Raw genomic sequence first — 14,211 nt, forward strand, 5'->3', positions numbered from 1 at the left:
GCGTCGCTTCGTGAAAAACAAAAAGCCCCCCGAAGATTGGCAGCTTCGGGGGGTTGCGTGTTTGTGAGGCGGATAGCGTCAGTCCAGCAACCCGGTGATGTTGCGCACGGCGGCGCGGCGGTTCGCGCGTTCCGCGACCAGTGTGCTGACTTTCAGATCGCTTTCGCCATAGCCTTGGGTAATCAGGTTCTGGGGCGGTACGTCAAAATATTCGGTCAGCGCCAGCGCGACCGTTTCAGCCCGCCGGTCCGACAGGGCTAGGTTATAGCCCGCACCACCGACGGCATCTGTATGCCCTTCGATCAAAAACACCACACGCGGGTTTTCCTCGATCATGCGGCGCATGGTGCCACCGAGGTCAGCCAGCGCCTGTGCTTCGCTGGGCTGGATCGCGGCGGAGCCAGTGGCGAAGGTGACAGCATCAAGTTCGATCTGCGGCGCAAGCGCGCGCACGCGTTTGTAATCGCGCACCTGACGCAGTGAGAAGCGGCGATCCACATCGGCCAGCATCACCTCTTGCAGCGCCCTTTGCAGTTCAGCCTCATCATCCAGCGCAACATTGCCGCTCTGCCGCGAGGCGATGGTTTCAACCGTAGGGAGGCGATCGAAATCAATCGGTTCGGCTGCTTGGGTGTCGTCGAACAAGACCACCTCGGCCCCGTCAGACGCACGGATCAGCGTGCGGCGCAACACAGTACCATCGCTGGCGCGCACAGTGATGATCTGGCTGCCATCATCGTAAGAGAGAGTGGAGCGGGTCGAGCCATCATTGAATGTCTGGGTGCTGACTTCGGCACCGGGGCGACGCAGTAATTCATCGTCGTTCTTGAGAACCCGCAATTCACCGTCGCGCTCGACCACGACACGGTCGCCGGAGTTCGACCTCACCTTGTCACCATTGGCCAGAACAGTGCCGACCACTGCGGCGCCAAGCCCCAGAAGCAGGGCTTTTTCAAAGTTCGACAGGCCACCGTCATCGCCACTCGGCGCAGGAGCGGCGGCAGTGGCCGCTTCCGGCTCACCCGTCACACTGGTGTCAAAATCTTCACTGCTGCGTCGCACATCCGATTCATTAACGGTTTGTGTCTCGACTTCGGCAGCTGCTTCGCTTTCAGCAGTGGCCTCTGCGGCGGCAGCAGATTGCGCCTCGCGCTGCTGGGCACGTTCCTGCCGCTCCGCATCGGTGAGCTGTTCGCCATCTGCCTCGCCTGCCGACTGCGTCTCGGTGGAGGCGTCGTCTGCGGTTGTTTGTTCGGCACCGGTTTCCTCAGCGGCAGCCTGTGCCTCTGCCGCAGCGGTGGCCTCATCAGCGTCGGTTGTCTCGGCAGCGGCCTGTGCTTCTGCCGCAGCGGCAGCCTCATCAGCGGCGGCTTTCTCGGCGGCGGCCTGCGCTTCTGCCGCAGCAGCGGCCTCATCGGCAGCGGCTTTCTCGGCAGCGGCTTGCGCTTCTGCCGCAGCAGCAGCCTCATCGGTAGCGGCTTTCTCGGCAGCGGCTTGTGCTTCTGCCGCAGCAGCGGCCTCATCAGCGGCAGCATTCTCGGCAGCGGCTTGTGCTTCCGCCGCAGCGGCAGCCTCATCAGCGGCGGCATTCTCGGCAGCGGCTTGCGCTTCTGCCGCAGCAGCGGCCTCATCAGCGGCGGCTTTCTCAGCAGCGGCCTGTGCTTCTGCCGCAGCGGCAGCCTCATCGGTGGCGGCTTTCTCGGCAGCGGCTTGCGCTTCTGCCGCAGCGGCAGCCTCATCCGCTGCCTTTTGGGCCTCTTCTGTTAATTCTTCTGCAGCTTGCACCAGTTCGTCGGCCCCCGTCACTTCGGCAACCCCCTCCAAGCTGGTCTGTGCGAGCACCGGTAACGGCTGCATCAGGCTTAGACACAAGACTGCTGCGGTGGAAGATTTTAATCTGGAGATATTCATAGCAACCCCTGTTCATGGCTTTGGTCACGGTGGACCGTTGATACTTCGACGCGCGATGGCGGGCTTTTGTTCCGGCACGGCGGCGACAGATCATCAGGGTGGCAATTCTTTGCCTATGCGTTGCACATATTGCCCGACAGCGACGTTTCCATCATGGTGACACCTGAAAATGCCGAAAGGCGTGACGGGCAAGGAGCGGCAATGGGCAGGATCAGACATCGTGGCACGGCGGCCATCCTCTCTGCTCTGTTGGCGGTGGGCAGTATTGCAGCACTCGTTCTCTCTGTTTCCGATTTTGCATCTGAGGACATGCTGTTTGGTCTTTGGCGGATGCGGCATGTGGCCTTTGCTACGGGATTGATGATCCTCGCTATTGCAAGTGCTTGTTATGCCCGTGGGGCGGGTGCATGGCTGGGTTTCTTGGCAAGCGTCATTCCGGTTTGCCTTCTGCTGATCGTGATGGAACTGGCCGGGCGTATGGGGTTGGTCAACTGGGCCGCCTTACTCAGCCCAATACCTGCACAGGCGGAAACGGTTGGATGGAGCTTGCGCCCGGATATCAGCGTACAAGGCCAGACCGGACAGGACATCGCGGCGCGGCTCGGTCTGCCGCATGACCCAATCCCGTTCGATTTTCGGGCCGACGAATATGGGTTTCGTAATGGGGACGAGTTGGGCGGAAATTTTATCTTCTTGGGCGATTCCATCATTCTGGGTGCGGCTGTCCCAGTGGATGAAACCATCGCCGAAGTGACAGAAGACATCCTGAAAGAACCGGTGATGCAGGCGGCGCTTCTGGGGCTGTCGATCCAAGGCCAGCACGACATGTTACGTGCTTCCGGCCTGCCCTTGGCTGGCCGGACGGTCGTGCAGTTTCTTTTTGAAGGGAATGACCTGCTGGATTCGCATGCCTACCGTCATCAGGAGGACAGATCCGCACACGAGGAGACCGGAGAGCGATCGCTCGGCAAGTTGGTCTGGGAGAAGCTGGTAACGCTCAGCAATCCTGCGGCGCGGTATTATACCTGCATGATTGACGGACAGAACGTGGCGTTCCTTTGGACGCGACGCTCTTTTGATGGGGTCGAGGGCGAAGTTGCGCACATCGCCACAGCTATCCGGGATTTTCGCGCAGAGTTGCGCCGTCAGGATGCCAACTATGCGTTGGTATTCGTGCCGACCAAATACCGCGTGCTAGAAGCGCAATGCAGCTATCCGCACAGCAGTCCTATTGCCAATGCTGACGCCAACCTGTCGTCCCTCCCCGGTGAGCTGAAGCAGTTTACTGATGATGAGAACGTCCGCTTCATTGACTTGACGCCGCCGCTGATGAGCGCAGCGCAGAAGGGTGTGCTGCCGTGGTTCTGGGGCGACACGCATTGGAACAGTACCGGACACGCCACCGCCGGAAAAACGATTGCCGAATGGCTGTCGGATGCGGACGGATAAGACCCAACACCGCCATGCGCAGCACACAAGGGTCGCGCACGAAGGCTGTCACGATTCAAGTGTCAGTGCGGCTCGGCTTGGGCCGTTTCGATCACCGCCCCACGTCGCGTGATCGCACCCGCCAGAGATGGCTCGGGCATTTGATCCGCAACCAACCTGATATGGGGGCCCCACTCGACCATCTGTTGCAGTGATCGGTTTCCGAATTTGGAACTGTCCGCAACGACGACAACCTCATCCACGTTTCGGATGATCGCGGCATAGACTTGGGCAGATGACAGCAACGCCTCGCTAATGCCGGTTTCGTCCAGTGCCGATGCACCGACCACGGCGATCTGGGCGCGGTATCGGGAAATGAACCGAACCGTCTCTGCGCCGTGCACCAACCCCTCTTTTGGCTCTACGATGCCCGGCAGCAACATAACTTCGATTAGCGGATTTACCGATAGCTCCATCGCTGCGCCGATGGACGGCGTAATGACTGTGATCCGCCGTTCGATGGCCCGTAGCGCCCGCGCGAAATGTAGTGTCGTCGCACCGCCGCCGATAAAAATGTTCTGGGTGTCCGCGATCAGTTCCACCGCCCGTTGGGCGATGCGTTCACGTTCGTGAATGTGCTGCTTCAATCGCTCTGCCAGCGCGGGCTCGAACACGGTGGTTCGAACCGCTCCACCATAGGTCCGGCGCAGGCGTCCGGTTTCATCGAGCTCGGCCAGATCGCGCCGGACGGTTTCGGTTGAAACGTCCAGTTCCTGCGCGAGAGCGTTCACCCGAATTGTGGGATTGGTCTCCAATACCCCCAGAATCCGGTCGTGTCGTCTTGATTTCTTTGACTGTTTTCGGGTCAAGGTGCCCTCCTCTGCCCCTAGTATCTGCCCGATTTTTCTACGCGGCAATGTTAAAATTGACTGACATCCCACATTTTTCATTGCAAGGCGGTCATTTTAGGGTAGGTTTTGACCAGCTACACAGGGGAATCACGTGTTCGATTACGGCTACTTTTCCTTCGACTCTAAAGAGGCACTCTTGCAGAAGGCTGCAGAGTACTGGAATCCCGGCAAGGTCAAATTCTGGAGCGATGCCGGCACGCCAATGGTGATCGACCGGCGCGAGGGCTATCAATTGTTTGATATGTCCGGCAAGCGTCTGATTGATCTGCATCTGAATGGCGGGACGTACAATTTCGGCCACCGTCATCCCGAGTTGGTGCAGGTGCTGAAATCAGGCCTCGATTACTTTGACATGGGCAACCACTGGTTCCCGTCCGTCGCACGCGCCGCCTTTGCCGAAAAGCTGGTGGGTACCGCCCCGCACATGAAATATGCGATCTTTGGCGCAGGCGGGGCCGAAGCGGTCGAAATCGCGATCAAGACCGCGCGCTATGCCACCAAACGCAAGAAGATCGTATCGATCATTAAAGGTTATCATGGCCATTCCGGCCTGTCCGTTGCCACTGGTGACGAGCGGTTTACCAAGATGTTCCTTGCTGACCGGCCGGATGAGTTCATACAGGTGCCCTTTAACGACGCCGATGCGCTGGAGGACGTTCTGAAAAAGGGCGACGTTGCCGCATTCATAATCGAGACGATTCCAGCGACATATGGCTTTCCCATGCCAAACGATGGCTATCTGAAAACCTGTCAGGATTTGTGCCATAAATACGGTGCCAAGTTCATCTCTGACGAGGTGCAGACCGGGCTGATGCGAACCGGCGTCATGTGGGGCTGGCAGGGATACGGCCTGCAACCCGACATCTTCGTATGCGGCAAGGGGCTGGGCGGAGGCATCTACCCGATCAGCGCATGCCTTGTGACCGAAGAATGCGGCCAGTGGCAGGTAGAGGATGGCGCAGGCCATATCAGCACCGCCGGAGGATCAGAGCTGGGTTGCCTCGTTGGGCATCACGTCATCGAAATGCTGCAACGACCCGAAGTCGTTTCGAACGTGCATTTCGTGACCGAGTTCTTTGCCCAATCCATGGCCGAGATGATGAAGCGGCACAGCGATATCTTCGTGGGTGTGCGGCAGCGTGGCGTGGTCTTGGGGTTGGAGTTTGACCACCCCGAGGGGGCCGTTGCGGTGTCTCGTGCGCTCTATGAAAACGGGGTTTGGGCGATCTTCTCGTCGCTCGACAAACGGGTGCTGCAATTCAAACCCGGTGTCGTTCTGGACGTCGAGATGTGTCAGGAAATCATGGACCGGTTCGACGCCGCCATGCCCCGCGCGCGACAATTGCTTAAATCCGGGAGACGCGCCGCATGAGCGACCAGACCACAGCCACAGCGCCGCTACTGAAGGTGCCCGATCGCGCTCTTTCGAGCGCCAAGATGAAGGTCGGGCGCGCAGCTTGGGCCGCGCGCTATTATCAGAGCTTTAGCCGCGAAGCGGTGCTACGCATTGCCGAAGCTGTCGCACGCGCTGGGTTCGAGAAGGCCGATCACTATGCCGATTGGGCCGTACGCGAAACAGGGTTCGGCGTGGTCGAACACAAAGCGATCAAAAACAAGCTCTGCACACATGAATTGCTGGATTACTACCGCGAACTCGACCTGATCACTCCGCGCGTTGATGCCGATCGCAAGATCGTCGAGATGCCAAAGCCGGCAGGCGTTATCTTTGCACTCGCCCCGGCCACGAATCCGGTGGCGACCGTTTATTACAAGGCCATGCTGGCCATTCTTAGCCGCAACGCCATTGTCTTTAGTCCGCATCCGGCAGCCAAAGCCTGCTCCGCAGACGCCGCACGCCATCTGGCCGAGGCAGCTGAGGCCGCAGGTGCGCCGTCCGGACTGATCCAATGTGTCGAAGAACCATCCGTACCGTTGGTGCAGGACATCATGGCGTCGGACAAGATCAACGTCATCATGGCAACCGGCGGCAATGCGATGGTCCGTGCGGCATATTCATCCGGAAATCCGGCGCTGGGTGTCGGATCCGGTAATGCGGTCGCCTATGTGGACCCCAGTGCACGGGTCGATGCGGCAGCAAAATGTCTGGTCGACAGCAACAGTTTCGACAATGCGATCCTGTGCACGAACGAAAGCGTTGTTTTGTGCCTGCAAAGCAATCGCGGCAATCTGGAGCGTGCGCTGCGCAGTGCCGGGGCGCATATCTGCAATGAGCAGGACACTGACAAGCTGCGGGATTATCTATTTCACGATCACGGCTTTAACGTCGATGCCGTTGGCAAAAGCGCGCAGTGGATCGCGGAAAAAGCCGGTATTCGCGTCAGTCCGTCGGCCCGAATACTGGTGCCCGTCGTCGCTGAACCCGGGCAGGATGATCTGCTGTTCCGAGAGAAGCTATGCCCGGTTCTGACATTGACGGCGGCAATCGATTTCCAACAGGCCGTGACCTTTGCAAAACACACTGCCAAGCGCGGCGCAGGCCATTCGGCAGCGTTCCACGGCGAGGATTCGGGCCGCTTAGTCGCCTTTTCGCAGGCGATGCCGGTGTACCGGGTTGTCGTCAATGCCCCCTGCTCGCAAGGGGCCGCCGGATTTGCCACACATCTGCCGCCGTCCTTTATGATTGGCACCGGGTATGCCGGACGGTCCTCTGTCGGCGAAAATGTCGGTCCGCAGCATTTGGTGAACTGGACCCGCATCGCCTATGGCAAGGACGTCCCCGCAAACCTGCACGATCTGGATTTCGCCGCGCTGTCTGCTGATCCGGGGCCGGGTGCGCCCGCGCCTGCCGCAGCAGCGGCTGCCCCTGCCAACACCCGAGCAGTCGGGCGCGACGAATTGCGCCAGCTTATCCTTGAAGAACTCCGCAGCCTGACCGGAAACACACAATGACAGATCTGCGCGCCTCAATCTTTATCGACCAGCTACAGCCGCAAACGCTCGCCTATATCGCGACATGGATGCGTGGTACGCTGCCCCGCCTGCGAATGGCAGCGCAGATTGTCGAAATCGCGCCCGGTCTCGATATCGAGGTTCTGACCGATACCGTCCTGAAAAGCGCGGATGTACATGCTGGCCTGCTGGTGGTCGAACGCCAGTTCGGCACATTGCAGTTTCATTCGCGCTCCACCGCAGAAGTGCAATCTGGCGCTGCGGCGATCCTAGAGGCGCTGGGGCAGACCATGGATGACGTGGCACCGCCAAAAATTCTGGCGTCCAAGCTGGTGACGAATGTCGACGATCAGCACGCGTTCCTAATGAACCGGAACAAGCTGGGCTCGATGGTGATCGGCGGCGACAGCATCTACCTGCTGGAGTGCCAATCGGCCGCCTATGCCATTCTGGCCTGCAACGAGGCGGAAAAGGAGGCCGACGTAAAGGTGATCGACATGCGCATGATCGGCGCAAACGGCCGCCTCTACCTCGCCGGAACCGAGGCGGACGTGCGCAATGCCCGAAACGCTGCCGAAAGTGCCTTGCGTGATGCGGGTGCTGAATAATGTCGGCTCTTCGGGACGAAATTCGCGCCATACTGCGCGAGGAAATCGCTGCGCTGCGATCAGAAGCGGCCTCGCCACCGCCTGCGGTAGAAACCGTTCGGATCACCAGCGGCGCCGATCTGACGCGGTTTGCTCGCGACATCGCGGCGCGGGCGGCAGACCCGGATGTGGCCAACCGGATCGCGAGCGGCGCATTGCGGTTCGAGTTGAGCGGTGGGGCGGCCTATGCACCCACGACGGCAGCTTCGCATGCGGCCCCGGCCCGGAGCGCGGCAGCGCCAATCGACAAACCACTGATTACCGAGCGGGACATTGCAGCATTGGGCCGAGAAACCCGCGCACTGCAGTTAGGGAAACTTACACGGCTGACCCCGCTGGCGCGCGACGAAGCGCGGCGGCGTGGCATTCGGATCGAAAGGACTGAACGATGATCAAGGGAACCGTCAAAGGCAAGGTCTGGTCATCGCGCCGTGTTCCGTCGCTTCCGTCCGGTGCCCTGCTGGATGTCGAAACCGAAAGCGGCGCGAGAATGATCGCGTTTGATCCACTGGGCTGCAATACGGGCGAAACGGTTCTGATCACCCAAGGGTCGGTGGCCGCCGCCTATTTCAACGGCAGGAATGCACCGGTCGATGCGCTCATCATCGGCTCGATCGATGACGACACAAACACTTAACCTTGAAGGAAAATCAAATGGCAAATCATGCAATCGGAATGATCGAAACAAAGGGCTACGTGCCTGCGCTGTCCGCCGCTGACGCGATGGTGAAAGCAGCGAACGTCGAAATCGTGGCGCGTAACGAAGTGGGCGGCGGTCTGGTCTCGGTCGTGGTGCGCGGCGATGTGGGTGCGGTAAAGGCCGCGACAGAAGCCGGCGCAGAAGCCGCCAGCCAAGTGGGCGAAGTGACTGCCGTGCATGTCATTCCGCGTCCGCATGCCGATCTGGGCAAGCATTTTTCCGCCGCGAACGCGAAATAGGCGCGCAATGCGCGTGGAGGGTAACAGAGCATGACGGAACTTCGCGTTTATCTCCCGATCGAAGATCTGCAACCGCAATTTGCGGCGTATCTGTCGTCGCCTACACGCGCGCGCGCCTACCCGCCGTTCAGGGGTCAGCATTCGCTGATCATCGAGGTGGCTCCGGCACTCAGTATCCACAGGATCACCGATCTGGCGCTCAAGGTTGCGCCGGATCTGGAGCCCGGCATCCTGTTTACGGAACGGCAATTCGGCCTGTTGGAACTGCACGCCGACACGACCGAGGAACTGGACGCGGCCGGGCGCGCGATCCTGAAAGGGATCAAGGCCAAACCAACGGATCAACTTGCGCCAAAAGTGCTGTATCATGATATCATCGAGGATCTGTCAGACCAGCACGCGATCATTCTGAACCGGTCGCGTGACGGGTCGATCTTGGTGCCCGGTGTCGCGCTGTTGATTTACGAGATGACGCCCGCGTTGTTTGCATGCGTCGCCGCCAACGAGGCCGAAAAGGTCGCGCCAGCGGCGGTGATCAATGACGTGCAGATGATGGGCGCAACGGGCCGGATATTCATGTCCGGCAGCGTCGCAGACATGACCGCCGCGCGTGATCGCATCACCGAGGTTCTGACAAGCATAAAAGGGCGGACGGCCTGACCGGATCGCCGACAATAATGGGGAGCAACCCCAGTTTCATAACCGACCAGGAGGAACGTACTATGAAATCGACACTATCCAGACGCCAGTTTGTGAGCCGCACTGCGGCACTGACCGGGCTGGCAGCAGCGGGCCCTCTCAGCCCTGCATTTGCCGCACGCAACGATCAGATGAACATATTGTGCTGGGAAGGCTACAACTCTGACGAGGTGCTTGGCCCCTTCCGCGATGCGAACGCTGGTGCCACTGTGCGCGCCGAAAGCGGCACGTCGGACCCCGACATGATCAACAAGCTGCGCGCAGGCGAGACATCCGTATGGGATCTGATCAACGTGAACCAACCGTGGGCACGGGACCAGCTATACCCAGAAGGGCTGATCAAGCCACTGAACAAGGATCGCTTCCTGCCGCATTTCGAGAAGATGCTGCCCGAATTCGCAAATCCGCCCTATGATCTGGCCTTTGCCGAAGATGGCGAGCTGATCGGCATGCCCCAGCGGTATGGCCCGTTCAGCTTTGTTGTGAACACGGACGTCATCAGCCGCGAGATGGCCGAAGATCAGGGCTGGAACCTGTTCCTCGACCCCAAGATGAAGGATCGCTACGGCGTTCTGACCTATGACAACTGGAACGTCATGCACATGTGCCTGACGGCCGGTCTGAACCCGTTCGCACCCGTGGAGGGCGCGGACATCGAGAAGTTCCGCGAGACGGCGGATGCAATCTTTGGCGGCGCCAAGCTTCTGACGGATGATCTGGTGGCGATGAACACCGCACTGATCAATGGCGAAATCGACGCCTACTTTACCGGCGGCACCTACACGGCCTCGCCGGCGCGGTACGACGGTGCCACCCAAGTGCGCGCAATCACCCCGAACAGCGGCCCGGTGGACGGCAAGGGTGGTGTGGTCTGGATCGAACTGACATCCGCTGTCAGCAATCCAGACCCCAGCAATCTGGCCGAGGATTTCCTCGAATTCGTCCAAAAGCCCGAGATTTCCAAGGCTGTGGCGTTCACCGAGGGCACCTACAATCCGGTCAGCCAAATGGGCAACCCTGAGGTCATGGCGCTGTTTGATGCTGACGAACTGGATGCGATCCAGATGGACAGTCTGGCAGAAGAGATGGATCGGTCGCTGGATTACAGCGTGATCACCTCCTACGACACGCTGATTGATATCTATACTCAATCCCGCCGGTCCTGAGTCACATGCTCCGGGGGCGGTTGCCGTCCCCGGAACACTTCTACTATTTTCTGAGGATATATGATGGAATCCAACTCGCTTCTTCGTCTGCGAAACGTGGTCAAGCAATTCGGCTCTTTCACCGCGCTGCACGGTGTCGACCTCGATATCGAAGAAGGTGAGTTCTTTACCATCGTCGGTCCATCGGGCAGTGGCAAATCGACCCTGATCCGCCTGCTGGTGGGCATGGACGAGGTCACCTCCGGTGAAATCTGGCTACGAGACAAACGTATCGACCAGACGCCCGCCAACTTGCGTCCGACGTGCATGGTGTTCCAGTCACTGGCGTTGTTCCCGCATATGACTGTGGGGCAGAACATAGAATTCCCGCTGAAGCTGCGCAAAGAAGCGCCCGGCAAACGGCGCGCGCGCGCGCTGGAATTGCTGGACCTGCTGCGCCTGCCTCGCGACTATTATGACAAGCGCATCTCGCAATGCTCCGGTGGCGAAAGGCAACGTGTCGCGCTGGCTCGCGCGCTGGCCTTTGATCCCGAGATCTTGTTTTTTGACGAACCGCTCTCGGCGCTGGATTACCGGCTACGCAAAACGCTAGAAAAAGAGCTGAAAGATTTGCATGCCCGCACCGGCAAGACGTTCGTTTACATCACCCACAGCCTCGAAGAGGCGATGGTTATGTCGGATCGCATCGCGATTATGAATGCCGGTGTGTTCGAGCAAATCTCTGTCGCGGACGAGATCTACAGCGCGCCCGTCAGCCGCTTTGTGGCTGAGTTCATGGGCGAGGTGAACCTCTTTGACGTCACAGCAGACGCAAACGGCACCCTAAACGGATCGGGGTTGACGACCGGCACCGATACGCCGCCCTCTGATCTGAGTGCGGGGGAAACCGGCCTGCTGATGGTACGGCCAGAGGATGTGCAATTCGCCCGCGAGGATGGCCGCCATCACTATACCATCGCAGGACAGGTGGTCGCGGAATACGCACTGGGATCTCGAATACAATACGAGGTCGAAACCGAGACCGGACAAACCGTATCGGTTGAAAAGCTGCGCGAACACCGCCTGCCGGATGCCGAAGGTCAATCCGTGATACTGGGCTTCAGTTCCGATGCGACCCACATGATCCGGGGGGCATGATGGAACGGACCGACCGCAAACTGGGCCTGCTGTCCTCACTCCCGCTGACGATCGTCCTGCTGTTGGCGTTCCTCGCACCGCTGGTGGTGGTCGCCCTGTTTTCTATCATGCCGCAAAAGGTGTTCAGTCTGGCAAACGTCCCGGATTTTTCGGCCTATTCGGTGTTCTTCAGCCAAGGCTATTACAAATCCCTGTTGTGGTCGCTAGGCATGGCGCTGGCGTCGACTGCAATCCTGTTGGTCATAAGCTGGCCACTGGCCTACGGCATGGCCAAGGTGTTTGGCCGGTTCTCTCTGGTTTTGACCATTGCTGTGGTGATGAGCCTGTTTGTGTCAGAGAACATCCGCCTCTTTGGCTGGGTGCTGACCCTGATGAAGGGCGGGCTGATCGAAGGTCATTTGCGCGCGTGGACCGGCGTTGGGTTTGACAGCCCCCTCTACGGTGTGCCGATCATCATTTTCGGGCTGGTGTATGTCTATCTGCCCTTCATGCTGTTCCCGCTAGCGCAAGGGATCGCGATGGTCCCCGATGATACGCGGCAGGCCGCCGCCGATCTGGGCGCCACAAAATGGCAAATTCTGACCCAGATCGAAATCCCGCTCGCCGCGCCGGGTATTGTTGTCGGTTCACTCCTCAGCTTCGTGCTGGCAGCAGGCGCGTTGGCAGAATCCAAGATCTTGGGCGGGCAGACTGTGATTGCCATTGCCGATGATGTCGAAACCGCGTTCACCTTTGGCCAGAACTGGCCGCTGGGATCTGCGTTGTCGATGATCCTGATCGTGATTATCGGCGGGCTCGCTCTGTTTGGTGTGAGCCGGGTCGATCTGGATGCCATCATGGGAAGGAAACGCTGATGCCGACCAGCCGCTCAACCCGCATTGCCTTGTTCGTATACGGCATTTTCATCATAGCCTTTCTCTATCTGCCGTTGATTTCTGTCGGTTTCGCCTCGATTTCCAAGGCGCGCTACCTCAGCTTTCCGATCAAGCGGTATTCGACCAAATGGTATAGCGACGCAGTAGAGAGCAGCACCGTTCATGACCTTCTGACCACGTCATTGTCCGTGGCTCTGCTGGTCACGGTCATATCTGTGGTGATCGCATTTTTTGGCGCGCTGGCCTTTGCCCGCTACCAGTGGCGGTATCGGACCACGTTCCAGAAACTGATCCTGCTGCCCATCTTCTTTCCGCAGACGGTTCTGGGGCTGGCATTGTTGATGTGGTTCAATTCGATCGGAATCATTCCGTCGTGGAAAACCGCGGTTGTTGCACATCTTGTCTGGATCGCCCCGATTGCGACACTGATCGTTGCCATCCGTGCCTACAGTTTCGATCCCGCGCTGGAAGAGGCGGCGCGCGATATGGGCGCGAACACGTGGACCATCCTGCGAGAGATCACGTTGCCCCTGCTGATGCCGGGGCTGGTATCGGCTGCGCTCTTTGCGTTCCTGCTGAGTTGGGGCAATTTTCCGCTGTCGCTGTTCACGACAGGCGCGGATTCGACGCTGCCTGAATGGCTTTATGCAAAAATGGTCTCGGGCTATTCGCCGCTGGTGCCGACACTGGGGATCATGTCGGTCTGTGGCTCTTTCCTGATCATCATGGTCGCGCTGTCCATCGCTTGGCTCTACCGGACCAACAAGGAAGCGCGCGCCGCTAGAAACTGAACCAACATCAAACGGGAGGAATTTCAATGCTCACATCGCTAAAAGGCAAGAGCGTCATCGTCACAGGCGGATCAAAGGGAATTGGCCGCGGGATCGCCACCGTCTTTGCGCGGCAGGGCGCCAAGGTCACAATTGCTGCCCGCAACGAGGACGATTTGAAAGCCGCCGCAAAAGAGATGGGCGACAACGTGCGCTATGAACTGTGCGATGTATCGGATTGGGAGTCGGTACGTAACATGGTGGACAGCACGGCAGAAGCACAGGGTGGGCTGCATGTGCTATGCGCCAACGCGGGCGCATTTCCACAGACCAAAATGGTAGATATGGACCCGGCCGAGTGGGATCAGGTTATGGCTACCAACCTGAAATCGTCATTCCTGTGCGTCAAGGCCGCGATCCCGCATTTCGACAAGGCCGGAAAGGGCCGTGTCGTCCTGACGTCGTCAATCACCGGTCCGCATACCGGGTTCCCGGGGTGGTCGCATTACGGCGCGTCCAAAGCCGGGCAGCTCGGGTTCCTCAAGACAGCGGCGATGGAGCTGTCGCGCTATGGCACCACGATCAACGCGGTGATGCCCGGCAACATCTATACCGAAGGATTGCAGGATCTCGGCGAAGATTATCTGAAAACCATGGCCAACTCGATTCCGCTCAAGCGGCTGGGTGATGTAGAGGATATCGGCAATGCCGCGCTGTTTTTCGCATCCGACGAGGCAGGGTACATCACCGGCCAGCAAATTGTTGTCGATGGCGGGCAGATCATCCCGGAATCGCTCGAAGCACTCGAGGAAATCTGA

The 14,211-nt window shown here is 59.2% G+C and carries 15 protein-coding genes; 13 read left to right on the forward strand and 2 right to left on the reverse strand.

The window, feature by feature from the left end:
• Window positions 1-78: 78 nt before the first annotated feature.
• Entirely contained in the window at window positions 79-1,911 is a 1,833-nt protein-coding gene (locus N7U68_RS11255; RefSeq protein WP_263046855.1) for an OmpA family protein, read from the reverse strand.
• A gap of 201 nt (window positions 1,912-2,112) precedes the next feature.
• On the opposite strand from N7U68_RS11255, the gene N7U68_RS11260 reads away from it, so the two are divergent.
• The gene (locus N7U68_RS11260) at window positions 2,113-3,360 is read left to right on the forward strand and encodes an alginate O-acetyltransferase AlgX-related protein (RefSeq protein WP_263046856.1); all 1,248 of its coding nucleotides are present in this window, start codon (window positions 2,113-2,115) and stop codon (window positions 3,358-3,360) included.
• A gap of 62 nt (window positions 3,361-3,422) precedes the next feature.
• Here the strand turns inward: N7U68_RS11260 and N7U68_RS11265 are convergent, their stop codons facing one another.
• The gene (locus N7U68_RS11265) at window positions 3,423-4,208 is read right to left on the reverse strand and encodes a DeoR/GlpR family DNA-binding transcription regulator (RefSeq protein WP_263046857.1); all 786 of its coding nucleotides are present in this window, start codon (window positions 4,206-4,208) and stop codon (window positions 3,423-3,425) included.
• 133 nt (window positions 4,209-4,341) lie between these two features.
• On the opposite strand from N7U68_RS11265, the gene N7U68_RS11270 reads away from it, so the two are divergent.
• The 12 genes from N7U68_RS11270 to fabG all read left to right on the forward strand — a co-directional run bounded on the left by N7U68_RS11270 (window position 4,342) and on the right by fabG (window position 14,211).
• Complete coding sequence (locus N7U68_RS11270) at window positions 4,342-5,622, forward strand: class-III pyridoxal-phosphate-dependent aminotransferase (protein WP_165195463.1); 1,281 nt, start codon at window positions 4,342-4,344, stop codon at window positions 5,620-5,622.
• Complete coding sequence (locus tag N7U68_RS11275) at window positions 5,619-7,160, forward strand: aldehyde dehydrogenase family protein (protein ID WP_263046858.1); 1,542 nt, start codon at window positions 5,619-5,621, stop codon at window positions 7,158-7,160. Before N7U68_RS11270 ends, N7U68_RS11275 begins: the two co-directional genes overlap by 4 nt.
• A complete protein-coding gene (locus tag N7U68_RS11280; RefSeq protein ID WP_165195459.1) occupies window positions 7,157-7,768 on the forward strand; it encodes a BMC domain-containing protein in 612 nt (203 codons plus the stop codon). The genes N7U68_RS11275 and N7U68_RS11280 overlap by 4 nt, the downstream gene beginning before the upstream one ends.
• Window positions 7,768-8,199 carry a hypothetical protein gene (locus N7U68_RS11285; RefSeq protein ID WP_263046859.1) on the forward strand — a complete coding sequence of 144 codons (432 nt, stop codon included), beginning with the start codon at window positions 7,768-7,770 and terminating at the stop codon, window positions 8,197-8,199. The genes N7U68_RS11280 and N7U68_RS11285 overlap by 1 nt, the downstream gene beginning before the upstream one ends.
• Window positions 8,196-8,444 (forward strand): EutN/CcmL family microcompartment protein, encoded by a 249-nt coding sequence (locus tag N7U68_RS11290; RefSeq protein ID WP_165195455.1) that lies wholly within the window; start codon window positions 8,196-8,198, stop codon window positions 8,442-8,444. Before N7U68_RS11285 ends, N7U68_RS11290 begins: the two co-directional genes overlap by 4 nt.
• A 17-nt stretch (window positions 8,445-8,461) precedes the next feature.
• Window positions 8,462-8,746: a BMC domain-containing protein gene (locus tag N7U68_RS11295; protein ID WP_165195453.1), complete on the forward strand. Its 285-nt coding sequence runs from the start codon at window positions 8,462-8,464 to the stop codon at window positions 8,744-8,746.
• A gap of 30 nt (window positions 8,747-8,776) precedes the next feature.
• On the forward strand, window positions 8,777-9,406 hold the full coding sequence (locus N7U68_RS11300) for a microcompartment protein (RefSeq protein ID WP_165195451.1): 630 nt from the start codon (window positions 8,777-8,779) through the stop codon (window positions 9,404-9,406).
• A 62-nt stretch (window positions 9,407-9,468) separates the two neighbouring features.
• Window positions 9,469-10,611 carry an ABC transporter substrate-binding protein gene (locus tag N7U68_RS11305; protein ID WP_165195449.1) on the forward strand — a complete coding sequence of 381 codons (1,143 nt, stop codon included), beginning with the start codon at window positions 9,469-9,471 and terminating at the stop codon, window positions 10,609-10,611.
• Between the two features lie 63 nt (window positions 10,612-10,674).
• Complete coding sequence (locus N7U68_RS11310; protein WP_263046860.1) at window positions 10,675-11,748, forward strand: ABC transporter ATP-binding protein; 1,074 nt, start codon at window positions 10,675-10,677, stop codon at window positions 11,746-11,748.
• Window positions 11,748-12,602: an ABC transporter permease gene (locus N7U68_RS11315; RefSeq protein WP_165197880.1), complete on the forward strand. Its 855-nt coding sequence runs from the start codon at window positions 11,748-11,750 to the stop codon at window positions 12,600-12,602. The genes N7U68_RS11310 and N7U68_RS11315 overlap by 1 nt, the downstream gene beginning before the upstream one ends.
• Window positions 12,602-13,414, forward strand: coding sequence for an ABC transporter permease (locus N7U68_RS11320; protein ID WP_165195445.1), 813 nt, complete (start codon window positions 12,602-12,604; stop codon window positions 13,412-13,414). The genes N7U68_RS11315 and N7U68_RS11320 overlap by 1 nt, the downstream gene beginning before the upstream one ends.
• Window positions 13,415-13,440: 26 nt before the next feature.
• Window positions 13,441-14,211 (forward strand): 3-oxoacyl-ACP reductase FabG, encoded by a 771-nt coding sequence (gene fabG, locus N7U68_RS11325; protein WP_165195443.1) that lies wholly within the window; start codon window positions 13,441-13,443, stop codon window positions 14,209-14,211.

Source organism: Roseovarius pelagicus (assembly GCF_025639885.1).
Lineage (GTDB): Bacteria > Pseudomonadota > Alphaproteobacteria > Rhodobacterales > Rhodobacteraceae > Roseovarius > Roseovarius pelagicus.

Excerpts from the sequence above, each read along its gene's own strand:
- N7U68_RS11285 (WP_263046859.1), top strand. The coding sequence starts at position 7,768 with ATGTCGGCTCTTCGGGACGAAATTCGCGCCATACTGCGCGAGGAAATC.
- N7U68_RS11315 (WP_165197880.1), top strand. The coding sequence starts at position 11,748 with ATGGAACGGACCGACCGCAAACTGGGCCTGCTGTCCTCACTCCCGCTG.
- N7U68_RS11305 (WP_165195449.1), top strand. The coding sequence starts at position 9,469 with ATGAAATCGACACTATCCAGACGCCAGTTTGTGAGCCGCACTGCGGCA.
- N7U68_RS11275 (WP_263046858.1), top strand. The coding sequence starts at position 5,619 with ATGAGCGACCAGACCACAGCCACAGCGCCGCTACTGAAGGTGCCCGAT.
- N7U68_RS11300 (WP_165195451.1), top strand. The coding sequence starts at position 8,777 with ATGACGGAACTTCGCGTTTATCTCCCGATCGAAGATCTGCAACCGCAA.
- N7U68_RS11310 (WP_263046860.1), top strand. The coding sequence starts at position 10,675 with ATGGAATCCAACTCGCTTCTTCGTCTGCGAAACGTGGTCAAGCAATTC.
- N7U68_RS11260 (WP_263046856.1), top strand. The coding sequence starts at position 2,113 with ATGGGCAGGATCAGACATCGTGGCACGGCGGCCATCCTCTCTGCTCTG.
- N7U68_RS11295 (WP_165195453.1), top strand. The coding sequence starts at position 8,462 with ATGGCAAATCATGCAATCGGAATGATCGAAACAAAGGGCTACGTGCCT.
- fabG (WP_165195443.1), top strand. The coding sequence starts at position 13,441 with ATGCTCACATCGCTAAAAGGCAAGAGCGTCATCGTCACAGGCGGATCA.
- N7U68_RS11320 (WP_165195445.1), top strand. The coding sequence starts at position 12,602 with ATGCCGACCAGCCGCTCAACCCGCATTGCCTTGTTCGTATACGGCATT.
- N7U68_RS11290 (WP_165195455.1), top strand. The coding sequence starts at position 8,196 with ATGATCAAGGGAACCGTCAAAGGCAAGGTCTGGTCATCGCGCCGTGTT.
- N7U68_RS11280 (WP_165195459.1), top strand. The coding sequence starts at position 7,157 with ATGACAGATCTGCGCGCCTCAATCTTTATCGACCAGCTACAGCCGCAA.
- N7U68_RS11255 (WP_263046855.1), bottom strand. The coding sequence starts at position 1,911 with ATGAATATCTCCAGATTAAAATCTTCCACCGCAGCAGTCTTGTGTCTA.